Annotated in this window: 12 protein-coding genes and 1 other annotated feature; of the genes, 4 read left to right on the top strand and 8 right to left on the bottom strand. The window is 35.3% G+C overall.

Annotation, left to right across the window (positions count from 1 at the left end; translation table 11 throughout):
* Window positions 1–26: 26 nt before the first annotated feature.
* The 3 genes from polX to zapA form a co-directional block, all read right to left on the bottom strand.
* Window positions 27–1,745: a DNA polymerase/3'-5' exonuclease PolX gene (polX, locus tag ACFSTA_RS11195; protein WP_377556782.1), complete on the bottom strand. Its 1,719-nt coding sequence runs from the start codon at window positions 1,743–1,745 to the stop codon at window positions 27–29.
* 128 nt (window positions 1,746–1,873) lie between these two features.
* On the bottom strand, window positions 1,874–2,416 hold the full coding sequence (locus tag ACFSTA_RS11190; protein WP_377556780.1) for a CvpA family protein: 543 nt from the start codon (window positions 2,414–2,416) through the stop codon (window positions 1,874–1,876).
* Window positions 2,417–2,422: 6 nt separating this feature from the next.
* Window positions 2,423–2,683: a cell division protein ZapA gene (gene zapA, locus ACFSTA_RS11185; protein WP_377556779.1), complete on the bottom strand. Its 261-nt coding sequence runs from the start codon at window positions 2,681–2,683 to the stop codon at window positions 2,423–2,425.
* A gap of 147 nt (window positions 2,684–2,830) precedes the next feature.
* Here zapA and rnhC point away from each other — a divergent pair, with 147 nt between their 5' ends.
* Window positions 2,831–3,757 carry a ribonuclease HIII gene (gene rnhC / locus ACFSTA_RS11180; RefSeq protein WP_377556778.1) on the top strand — a complete coding sequence of 309 codons (927 nt, stop codon included), beginning with the start codon at window positions 2,831–2,833 and terminating at the stop codon, window positions 3,755–3,757.
* A gap of 176 nt (window positions 3,758–3,933) precedes the next feature.
* Here rnhC and pheT read toward each other — a convergent pair whose 3' ends face one another.
* The 3 genes from pheT to ACFSTA_RS11165 all read right to left on the bottom strand — a co-directional run bounded on the left by pheT (window position 3,934) and on the right by ACFSTA_RS11165 (window position 8,486).
* Window positions 3,934–6,360 carry a phenylalanine--tRNA ligase subunit beta gene (gene pheT / locus ACFSTA_RS11175; protein WP_377556777.1) on the bottom strand — a complete coding sequence of 809 codons (2,427 nt, stop codon included), beginning with the start codon at window positions 6,358–6,360 and terminating at the stop codon, window positions 3,934–3,936.
* 12 nt (window positions 6,361–6,372) lie between these two features.
* A complete protein-coding gene (gene pheS, locus ACFSTA_RS11170; RefSeq protein ID WP_377556776.1) occupies window positions 6,373–7,407 on the bottom strand; it encodes a phenylalanine--tRNA ligase subunit alpha in 1,035 nt (344 codons plus the stop codon).
* A 65-nt stretch (window positions 7,408–7,472) separates the two neighbouring features.
* Window positions 7,473–7,699, bottom strand: a binding site (T-box leader).
* A 49-nt stretch (window positions 7,700–7,748) separates the two neighbouring features.
* Window positions 7,749–8,486 (bottom strand): TrmH family RNA methyltransferase, encoded by a 738-nt coding sequence (locus tag ACFSTA_RS11165; RefSeq protein ID WP_377557371.1) that lies wholly within the window; start codon window positions 8,484–8,486, stop codon window positions 7,749–7,751.
* 101 nt (window positions 8,487–8,587) lie between these two features.
* On the opposite strand from ACFSTA_RS11165, the gene sspI reads away from it, so the two are divergent.
* Complete coding sequence (gene sspI / locus ACFSTA_RS11160; protein ID WP_377556774.1) at window positions 8,588–8,803, top strand: small acid-soluble spore protein SspI; 216 nt, start codon at window positions 8,588–8,590, stop codon at window positions 8,801–8,803.
* Between the two features lie 163 nt (window positions 8,804–8,966).
* Complete coding sequence (locus ACFSTA_RS11155) at window positions 8,967–9,590, top strand: lytic transglycosylase domain-containing protein (protein ID WP_377556773.1); 624 nt, start codon at window positions 8,967–8,969, stop codon at window positions 9,588–9,590.
* Between the two features lie 68 nt (window positions 9,591–9,658).
* On the opposite strand, the gene ACFSTA_RS11150 is transcribed toward ACFSTA_RS11155, so the two are convergent.
* Complete coding sequence (locus ACFSTA_RS11150) at window positions 9,659–10,744, bottom strand: M42 family metallopeptidase (protein ID WP_377556772.1); 1,086 nt, start codon at window positions 10,742–10,744, stop codon at window positions 9,659–9,661.
* A gap of 70 nt (window positions 10,745–10,814) precedes the next feature.
* Complete coding sequence (locus tag ACFSTA_RS11145) at window positions 10,815–11,300, bottom strand: dUTP diphosphatase (RefSeq protein ID WP_377556771.1); 486 nt, start codon at window positions 11,298–11,300, stop codon at window positions 10,815–10,817.
* 118 nt (window positions 11,301–11,418) lie between these two features.
* Between ACFSTA_RS11145 and ACFSTA_RS11140 the strand changes: the two genes are divergently transcribed.
* Window positions 11,419–11,832: a sigma-w pathway protein ysdB gene (locus ACFSTA_RS11140; protein WP_377556770.1), complete on the top strand. Its 414-nt coding sequence runs from the start codon at window positions 11,419–11,421 to the stop codon at window positions 11,830–11,832.
* Window positions 11,833–11,885: the final 53 nt, after the last annotated feature.

The raw sequence follows: 11,885 nt of genomic DNA, 5'->3' as shown, positions 1-11,885 counted from the left end.
TTCCAGTTGTTCAACTAAACTCTTTATTACTTGTTACGTTGTAAGTACTTCATAAGTTTCTCAATTGACCAAGTATTTATAACGTTTTCTTTCCTTGACCACCCTTTTCGAGCTACATGCACACCATATTTCATATGATCAAGCATAGGGTAACTATGGGCATCTGTACTTATTGCTAACTTCACACCAATTTCTTGAGCTACTCGAACCCATTCAGCAGATAAATCAAAGCGATTTGGATTTGCATTTATTTCTAATGCTGTATCCGTTTCCTTAGCACGTTCTATTAACTTTTCAACATTGACCTTATAACCATCTCGTCTTCCAATCAACCTTCCTGTTGGATGTGCTATAAGTGATACATATGGATTATCTAATGCGGCAAATAATCGATTCATTATTTGCTCTTCCGATTGATTAAAGCTTGAATGAATCGCACCAATTACAAAATCCATTTCACGCAAAAAGTCATTGGTGAAATCAAGGTTTCCATCAGGCAAAATATCCATTTCTACCCCAGCAAAGATATGGATATCTTCATACTGCTCATTTAACCGATGAATTTCTTCCCGCTGTTGTCTTAATCTGGATTCACTTAATCCATTTGCAACTCTTAAAAATTTCGAATGATCGGTGATTGCCATATACGTATACCCTTTTTCTCTTGCTTTTCGCACCATTTCTTCCAATGACTGGGCACCATCACTCCAGGTTGTATGCATATGCAAATCACCACGTATATCACTCAATTCTAGTAAGGGCACATCATTATTAAATGCCTCTACCTCGCCACTGTTTTCTCTCACTTCAGGTGGAATAAAGTTCAAGCCAAAGTGATTAAAAAATTCTGCTTCTGTTTGAAATGTAATCAATTCGTCCGTTTCTTCGATTTCAATTCCATATTCATTTATTTTTTCACCACGGGACTTCGCCAACTGCCTCATCGCAACATTATGATCCTTAGAACCGGTAAAGTGATGCAGTGTTGTTACAAACTCTTTCTCCGTAACAAGTCTAAAATCGATGTTTATATCGTATACATCCTCTAACGTTACGGAAACCTTTGTATCCCCCTTAGCAATCACATCTTTTAGGTCGTTAATCTGTAATAACGATTCTCGGACTATTTGTGGCTGATCTGTTGCGATAATATAATCTATGTCCTTTATTGTTTCCCTCATTCTTCGTAAACTACCTGCTCTTGAGAATCGTTTAATTTCTGGGATGTTATGAAGAAAACTCTCAACCCTTTCTGCTATAGGTAACATCATAGCAATAGGTAGACGCTCAGGACGTGATCCAGCTTCTTCCAAAGAGGCTAGTATTTTTTCAGCGGATTTCTTACCGAAACCTGCTAAAGCCTCTACTTTTCCGTTTTTTAATACTTCTTTTAAAGATTCTGCATCTACAACCTCTAACTCTTGATACAGTTTTGCTAGTTTTTTTCCACCAAGGCCAGGAATATTTAATAAGGGTACTAAACCTTTTGGTACTTCCTCTTCTAATTGCTGTAACGTATCGGAATGATTCGTTTTTACATACTCCTCAATCACAGCACTGGTTCCTTTTCCAATTCCATTCATTTTCGTAAAATCATCTATATCTGATAGCGATCTGTCATCTCGTTCTAGTGCTTGTGCAGCTTTCCGATAGGCAGAAATCTTAAAAGGGTTTTCCCCTTTCAACTCCAAATAAACTGCTATTTTTTCCAGTAGCTTAATAACATCTTTTTTGTTTACTAACATCCTTACTCACCTGCTTGAAATAATATCATGACATACAAAGAGACTAACTCATCTTAGGATATTCTTATTGTACATGACCATACAACGATATCCATAATATTTTGAATTAGTCTCCGTATTATTCTTCTTTAAATATAAGATCCCATTGACCACAATGACTTAATCTTTTCTGATAAGTATGGTGTTTTTTCAACAATGTACATTGCTATAGATGAGTCATTTATCCACTCTTGTAATCCTGATAATGGTGTTAAAGCTAAAATATATAAAACAATAAATAATATGAGGTAAATCTCTAAAAATCCTAATATAGCACCTAACAACTTATTAATAGAATTTAATATAGGCAATGAAGCCACAAAGTCTAACATGGAAGCAATGATTTGTAATAAGATCTTAACAGCGAAAAAGATTATCGCAAAGGAAATAGCATTATAAAATGCATTTTCCAATGGCAACGCTTGTATAAAATCTCCCCATAAACTATCGTCTGGTAATTCTGGATATGGAATCCAAAGTGCTAATTGGGTCGCCAATTCGTCATAATATGTAGCAGCAACTATAAATGAAATGATGAAGCCTATTAAATGTACTGCTTGTAATATTAAGCCCCTTTTTAAACCTATTAAAAACCCAAAAAATAAAAGTATAAGTAGTATTAAATCTATCATGCCTTTTTATTCCTCTTTCTTTTTTAATGACCCCAGTAATGTAGCATAGTCCTCTTTTAATTTTAAGTAGTCATTCATCGAGTTAACAGCCGTAAGAACAGCAAGACTAGCTGTATCTAGCTGAGGGTTCTTTTCCTGTATATCTTGCATTTTTTGATCGACTAAACTTGCTACCATACGTACATGGCTTGCTGATTCAGTTCCAACAATTGTATATGATTTATTATGTATTTCAACAGTTAAACGGGTTTTATCGTTCTGGGTCACGCAAATAGCCTCCCATAAAAATTCTTCACTTCATCTTAACACGAAGACACGCATTAAGGAAACTATTCTTATTCAAAATTTAAACATTTCATTTATTTGATTTAGTTTGCTATAGTCAAGATAGAGAAATGTGATTGGAGAGAAACGATGCCACAAAATGTTTATGTTTTACCAATAAAAACAATAGAAGCTATGAAACAATACTATCATAATTCGTTATCGAATGTACCACAAGGGGCTATTTTTCGTGCCAAAACAGAAAATGCCGTTATTACCGCTTATAAATCTGGAAAAGTATTATTTCAGGGAAGCTCTCCTGAAACGGAAGCAATGAAGTGGACAAATCAGAAATCCACACAGCAAAAAAAGGCGACTTCATCAGCATCACATACCTACTCACCCCCTCAGTCACTGTTTACGAACTCACACATTGGATCTGATGAAGCTGGAACAGGTGATTATTTTGGTCCGATAACAGTTGCTAGTGCATTTGTAACATCTGAAAATATTCCGATACTAAAACAAATTGGTGTAAAGGATTCTAAAAATCTAACAGATGCTACAATAATGGAGCTTTCAAAAGAGATTGTGAAATTAAACATACCATATTCATTGCTAATACTACATAATAAAAAATACAATACACTACAAGATAGAGGTTGGACACAAGGTAAAATGAAAGCAATGTTACATCATCATGCAATTACGAATTTATTGCAAAAGATTGATGAAAGCCCTGTAAAAGGAATATTGATCGATCAGTTTTGTGAACCACATGTATACAAAAGACATATCGCTTCCGAAAAACAGAACTTACACGATAATACCTATTTCATGACAAAAGCAGAAAGCTATTCTATTGCAGTAGCCGCAGGATCCATTATAGCTAGAGCAAGCTTTGTTAAAGAAATGGATAGGCTCTCCGAGATGATAGGCATTCCATTGAAAAAGGGCGCATCAAAAGCAGTTGACCAAACCATCGCTAAAATCATCAAGGACAAAGGGGAGGCAGTTTTAAACAACTATGCTAAATTGCATTTTGCAAACACCAAAAAAGCGAGAGCATATTTGTAGATGAATGAAAACTGCTCTTTAAAGATTGGGAAACAATTTGTTTTCTGGATAGACAAATTGTTGGATTTTGAGAATATGATCCGATTAAAGGGCAATAAGAGAACCACAAGCTGCCCCAAAAAAACATATCAAACAAAAAAACATCTGGTATGATTTTTCATACCAGATGTTTTTCATTACGATCTTACATATGAATTAAATATTTCATTTACAGTTTGAATTACCTTCTGGAAGGATTCTTCTACTTCGTCATCCTTTAATGTTTTTTCCGGATTTTGATATAAAAGGTTATATGCTACCGATTTCTTCCCTTCAGGCAAGTTCTCCCCTTTATACACATCAAAGATTTGTACTTGTTTAACAAGTGGAGCACCTGTTGATTCAATAATTTCTTTTACATCCCCAGCTTTTATATCTTCATCCAAAATAAAAGCGATGTCCCGGGTAATCGAAGGATATTTTGGTATTTGATTATACGTTGGAATATTTTCATGCGTATTAAATACATAATCCATATTCATATCAAATACATAGGTCTCTTTCAGGTCCATTTTCTTCTCCAGCGCAGGATGTAATTGTCCAAGAAAGCCTATTACTTGCCCGTTAACAGACATCGTCGCACATCTACCTGGATGCATATCTGGAATGATCGCTTGATCAAAATCAACTTGGATTTGCAACTTATGGAAGAGCTCTTCCATAATTCCTTTTACAACAAAGAAATCAACCGGTCTAACTTCTTGCTGCCATGGATGCTCTATCCATCTACCAGTCAATGCTCCAGAAAGGCGTAGTTGTTCGTTAGGTTGTTCTGTTAATTCTTTTTCCTTTGTTAAAAATACAGAACCCATTTCGTAATAGGCTACAGTATCTTGATTTCGTGCACGATTGTAAGCAACTGTTTGTAACAACTCCGGTAAAATACTTAAACGTAAATATTTGTGGTCTTCACTCATTGGCATGGCAAGTGAAATTGGCTCTGGATTCATTTCTTTTACTTCAGGACTAACCAGGGTATGGATATGCTTATCATTTGTTAAAGAATACGTTGTTGTTTCCATTAATCCAACACCTTGCAAGAAGCTTTTCACATCTCGCTTTAAACGCTGCCGTTCCGTTAGGCCACCTGCTTGTGAGGAACCTGTTGGTAGTGTAAATGGTAAGTTATCGTAACCATAAATTCTAGCAACTTCTTCTAGCATATCCTCAAAAATTGTTACATCGCCTCTACGAGTTGGGACATTAATTGTAAAAAGGTTTTGATCCTGTACAAATTCAAATCGAAGCTTATTTAATATATGCGCCATCTCATCAGTAGAGATCACTGTACCTAATCGTTTATTAATCTCATCAGCATCCATTGATACTACTTTTTCATCACGGTCTAAATTATCAAATTCTACCACTCCACTTAATACGTTGCCACCTGCATATTGTTGTAATAATTTAGCAGCGCGTACTCCAGCACCAATTACTCGATTTGGATCGATTCCTTTTTCATATCTCGTACTTGCTTCACTACGTAACCCAGTTTGTTTCACTGTTTTTCTAACAGATTTCGAATCAAAATAAGCTGCTTCTAGCAATACAGTTGATGTTTCATCAGTTACTTCCGAATTGGCACCACCCATAACACCAGCGACTGCAACAGGTTCTGTACCATTCGTAATAACGAGGTTATCTTCTGTTAAACTTCTCTCTACATCATCTAATGTTACAATTTTTTCATCATTTTTTGCTCGACGTACCACAATTTTATTTGATTTTAATCGATCGTAATCAAACGCATGTAATGGCTGTCCATACTCGAGTAATACATAATTTGTTATATCAACAACATTATTAATAGGACGAATTCCTGCCGCCATTAAATAATTACGCATCCAAAGTGGAGAAGCTTTCACTTCAATATCCTTGATTACAATGGCACCATAATACGGATTTAGCTCAGCATCCTCCACCTCAACAGACACATAGTCCGCTGCACTTTCATCTTTTGTTTCTACCGTTTCATCTGGTAATTTTACATCTTGATCTAATATAGCTGCAACTTCATATGCTACTCCTAGCATACTTAAGCAATCTGCTCGATTAGGAGTCAAATCAAATTCTAATACGGCATCATTTAAATTTAATAATGGTTCCACGCTTTCTCCAACTGTAACATCATTAGGGAAAACAAAAATTCCTTCTGCTATATCCTTAGGTACGTATTTTTCTTCAATTCCAAGCTCCTGTAATGAGCAGATCATTCCATTAGATTCAACACCGCGTAACTTGACCTTTTTAATTTTAAAATTACCTGGCAGTACAGCACCTGGTTTGGCAACAGCGACCTTCTGACCTTGAGCAATATTTGGTGCACCACATATAATTTGTAATGTTTCATCTCCAACATCTACTTGGCACAGATTTAACTTGTCTGCATTTGGATGTTTTTCACATGACGCTACGTACCCAACAACAACACTACTGCTTTTTTCAGCTATATATTCAATACCATCAACTTCAATACCTGTCTTTGTAATTTTCTCAGCCAGTTCTTCTGGGCTAATGCCTTCTATATCCACATAATTTTTTAACCAATTTAATGAAACTAACATTATTTTACCTCCCTAAGCATTATGAAATTGTTTTAAGAAACGTATATCATTTGTGTAGAACTGACGAATATCATTAATACCATATTTAAGCATCGCAATTCGTTCCGGTCCCATACCAAATGCAAATCCGGAATATACTTTCGGGTCATAACCTGCCATCGACAGTACATTTGGATGTACCATTCCTGCACCAAGTATTTCAATCCAACCGGTTCCTTTACAAACCGAACATCCTTCACCATTGCAAACTTTACATGAGATATCCATTTCAACAGACGGCTCTGTGAAAGGGAAGAAGCTAGGACGTAAGCGAATTTCACGATCCTCACCGAAAAGTTTTTTAGCAAATGTATCTAAAATCCCTTTTAAGTCACTCATTTTAACATGTTTATCTACATACAATCCTTCGATTTGGGTAAATTGATGAGAATGTGTCGCATCATCCGTATCACGACGATATACTTTACCTGGGCAAATCATCTTCACACTTTTCGAATCTTCATACGCTTGCATCGTACGCGCCTGTACTGGTGAAGTATGTGTACGAAGCAATAATTCATTAGTTAAATAAAACGTATCTTGCATATCTCTCGCTGGATGATCTTTCGGCAAGTTCAATGCCTCAAAATTGAAATAATCTGTTTCTACTTCAGGTCCCTCTCTTACTTCAAATCCCATACCAATGAATAAGTCTTCAATCTCTTCAACAATTTTAGTCAACAGATGTGGACCACCAGCATGGACCGGTCTTCCAGGTAAGGTCACATCAATAGCCTCATCCGTTAGTTTTTCTTCAAGTGCAGCATGTTCAAGCCCCTCATTCTTCTGTTCAATCGCCGTTGTGATTGCTTCCCTCACACTGTTGGCAAGTTCACCAATTACCGGACGCTCTTCTTTAGAAAGCTTTCCCATTCCTCTAAGTACACCCGTTAGCGATCCTTTTTTTCCTAAATAAGCTACTTTGATGGACTGAAGTTCTTTTATATCTGCAGTTTGTTCAATTTTCTCAATTGCCTCTTTTTCCAGTAACTCCAATTGTTCCTTCATACAAATTACCTCCAATGACTAATAATATTAGATTTTCCCACAAAAAAAAGCCTACATCCCCAAAATAAAGGGACGAAGCTTTCGTCGCGGTACCACCCTTGTTGACACCTATTGTGCCCACCTTAATTAAATAACGGATAAATCCGGAACACCTTTACTTGATCATCAAGGTCCAAGTGTCAGCTCCAGAGTGAAAATTAACAATTGTCACGGTAGAAATGCTTACAGTCTAGGGCATTTCTTCCCTTTACCGCTCCTCTATATTGTTAATATGCTCTTTCACAGCTTTTCAATATGAAATCTAAACTTGATTATAGTTAAAATGACAACATTTTGCAAGGTTAACATTTTACATGATACATAAGTATACCTGCCGCTACACTAACATTCAATGATTCAGCTTCTCCATAAATTGGAATGTTTACGATGGTATCTGCTTGCCTTATGATGTCTTCCTTTATTCCTGCTCCTTCATTACCTAATACTAGTGCAACTTTTTCTGGTTTTTCTATCGTATGATATGGTTTTGCATTTGTTAGTGCTGTCGCCCAGATAGAAAAACCTTCTTGTTGTAGAATGGAGATCCGCTCCTCCAAATTTTCTTGAAAAATAGGGATGTGAAAAATAGAGCCCTGTGTAGCACGTATAACCTTATCATTAAATACATCAACCGTACCATTACCTAAAATAATAGCATCAAATCCTGCAGCATCAGCTGTTCGAATGATAGTTCCTAAATTACCAGGGTCTTGAATAGCATCAATTAATAATACGAAATTCCCTATAGAGGCTGGTTGTTCCTTAAATGACACAATGGCAGCAATTCCTTGAGGTGTCTTTGTTTCAGATATATATTGAAAGACATTCTCGCCAACCACCGTCACTTGGTAGTTTTCACACCATGCCGGTACTGAAACATCTTGTTGAACAATAATTTCTCGAATTGTCCATTCACTTTTCCATGCTTCTTCCACCAGATGATATCCTTCGATTAAGAAGGTCCCTGTATTTTTTCGCTCTTTTCTTCTTTGAAGTTTTTTCCAATTTTTCACTTTATCGTTTTGTACAGAAGTAATCATGCAAAAATCATTCCCATCCATCTTATCTTGTACTATCATACATATTTCCATATGAACTGGTCAAACTATCTATAGTTAAAATTAAAAAAGGAGTGTTAGTTGTGGATTTAAATTTAAGAAAAGCAATTTTATCAAATATCTCAGAAAATGATCAATCTCAGTTAGAGGCAACCATTGTAGATGCCGTTAACGGTGAGGAAAAAATGCTTCCTGGTCTTGGAGTTCTTTTTGAACTAATTTGGAATCAGTCTAGTGAAGAAGAAAAACAAGAGATGATTGACGCTTTGGAACAAGGTGTAAAATCCGCTTCAAGTTAATTTCTGACCCCACAAGGTGCCTAAATAGGCACCTTTTATAGTTGTTTCTTATTATTTCTCAAATGGAGCCCTCGTAACCAAAAAAGAAAAAATAAAATCTTCCTAGCAATTTTTAAAAAATATTGTACAATAGAATAGATAGGTTATTAGGGAGAGATTATTAGTGGAAATAAGACAACTACAACAACTTATTCAAAATCAGGCAATGTCTATTCTCCATTCAAATAAAGATGGAATGTCTAGTATGTCGCCAATGATAGATTTAGCGTTCAAACAACTTTTACAGGATAAAATAAACGAATCGGAATCGGCCAATAACATGTTGAATACTAGGATGAATTATTCATTTGAATCATCCCCTATAAATTCGTTGGCATTTTCTAATATACAAAACTCTTTTATCCCTTCCAAAACGGATTTCAACAATAATATCTCTGAAATCGCCAATAAATATGGGATTGACGAGAAATTAATTCACTCCGTTATTCAAGCTGAGTCAAATTATAACCCCAATGCAGTTAGCCATGCAGGTGCACAAGGATTAATGCAACTTATGCCTGGAACGGCTCGCGGACTAGGTGTAACGAACGCTTTTGATCCAGCGCAAAATATCGAAGGTGGTACCAAATACTTAACCCAAATGCTCGATCGTTATGAAGGTAATATTGAATTAGCTCTTGCAGCATATAACGCTGGACCTGGTAATGTTGATAAATATAATGGAATACCCCCTATTAAAGAGACTCAAAATTATGTTAAAAAAGTAATGCAATCTTATTTAGCTTAATTAGCACAAAAGACGTTCGGATTCATTCATCCAAACGTCTTTTTATATGTGTGTTAGAAAATTATTTTTTAAGCAAGAATAATTTCTTTAACTTTTTCACTGTCTAATTTCTTAATCGTTTCTACTATTAATTTCACGGCATTTTCAAAATCATCCCGATGGATAATAGCCGCATGAGTATGAATATAACGAGATGCAACTGTAATAGATAACGAAGGAACTCCATTGGCTGTTAAATGGATAGAGCCTGAATCCGTTCCACCTGCCGCAATCGATGAATATTGATATGGAATATTATTCTCATCCGCCGTTTCGACTACTAATTCTCGTACTCCTTTATGAGAGATCATTGAAGCATCATAGATTATGATCTGCGGACCATCACCTAGTTTACTATCTGCTTCATGCTCTTTAATACCAGGCGTATCTCCTGCAATCCCAACATCGACACCAAAGCCAATATCAGGTTGTATTAAGTTTGCTGAAGTTTTTGCACCACGCAATCCAGTTTCTTCTTGAACCGTACCGACACCATAAACAACATTGGGGTGGTTTTCACCTTTCAACTGCTTTAACACGTCAATTGCAATTGCACAACCGATTCGATTATCCCATGCTTTTGCAAGTAACATTTTTTCGTTTTTTAATGGGGTGAATTCAAAATATGGTACAACTGAATCTCCTGGTTTTACACCAAATTCTTCTGCTTCCTCCTTGCTTGAAGCACCGATATCAATAAACATATCATTAATATCAATTGGTTTCTTACGAGCTTCGGCAGAAACGATATGTGGAGGTTTTGATCCAATAACTCCAGTGACATCTCCTTTGGCAGTAACAATTGTTACACGTTGTGCCAACATTACTTGACTCCACCAGCCACCAATGGTTTGGAAATAAATAAAACCATTCTTATCAATACGTTTAACCATAAATCCGACTTCATCTAAATGACCTGCAACCATTATTTTAGGACCATTTTCATCACCAGTCTTTTTAGCAACTAGACTTCCTAAATTATCGGTATATACTTCATCCGCATAAGGCTTTATGTACTTCTCCATTACTTCTCTCGTTTCTTTTTCATTACCAGAAATACCGCGAGAGTCGGTTAAATCTTTTAACATGGTAAGTGTTTCATCTAATTTGGCCATATATAACTCTTCCTCCTTCTTCATTACACTTCTTCAGTATAACTTTTATTAGAAAAATTTTAAAATATTTTTAATAACCTTGATTTTGTCGCTCATAATTAATTTCATTCTTTTTTAGATATGCATTTTGCAGATCTTCTTCACTTAGTCCGAGAAGTTTTCCTAATTGGATATAACTTATAAATAACCGATTATAATTTTCCTGTGAAGGCTGATTTTTAAACATAACACATAAATCAAATACTTCATTAAATTGTTCTGTCTCTGATTTTGATGATAAAACTTGTACTTCAGAATGAAATATTAATCCTTTTTCAATTCCTAACGATAATATAAAGTGAATACCATCTACATATTCCTCTAAAATAACTTCCTCATTACTTCTAGGTTTGTTACTCCAAAATTTAAAGCATCTTGTTTCATTTGCAAGCTCCCCTAGTTCAACTAATAATGCTAGATATTTTTCTTGAAAAATATTTTTACCTTCTAGGTTGTGATTACTTTCTATGTATGAATCCAAGTTTTTTTGCATTGTAAATAACCTTGACCAATCCAACTTAATTAACCTCTTTTCCTGATTTTATACGATTGTATCATGAATTTTCATATTTAGTGAAACTAATTGGCTTTGTCATACGTATGGGATGATAACTAATATCAGGGAGAAGATCTGTATGATAGTATTCTTATTTCGCATACTCATTATCATTGCATTGACTCTAGTTATTTATACTGTGATTCAATACTTTCTCAATCCACAGCGAAGATTACACAAAGCTAAAGAAGCACAGGAATTCTATTTTCTAGATGAGTCGAATAATACGAAGAAGAATTTACAATTTGTCTATAAAGGATGTTTATTTGAAGGTGAAAAATATTTAGGTGCAACCGAACAATCATTTGAAGTTGTAGACATTCATATAACGGTTCAAGATCATTTGGAATTAAGAGGTTTTACACGTGATGATCTATACTTTTTAGAAAAAGAGCTTTTGATACACTATCCATTTGCTAATGTAACTTGGAAACACCCTATTAATCAGATATTTATCACAAATAAAAATGAAGATAACGCTCATCTAGACTAAGATGAGCGTTTAACCTTCAGGTTCTTTTCGCATAGTATGTTGTTAGTTTTACG

The organism is Ornithinibacillus salinisoli, assembly GCF_042684965.1.
Classification (GTDB): Bacteria; Bacillota; Bacilli; order Bacillales; family Amphibacillaceae; genus Ornithinibacillus; species Ornithinibacillus salinisoli.
This window is presented reverse-complemented; position numbering and strand designations above follow the sequence as displayed.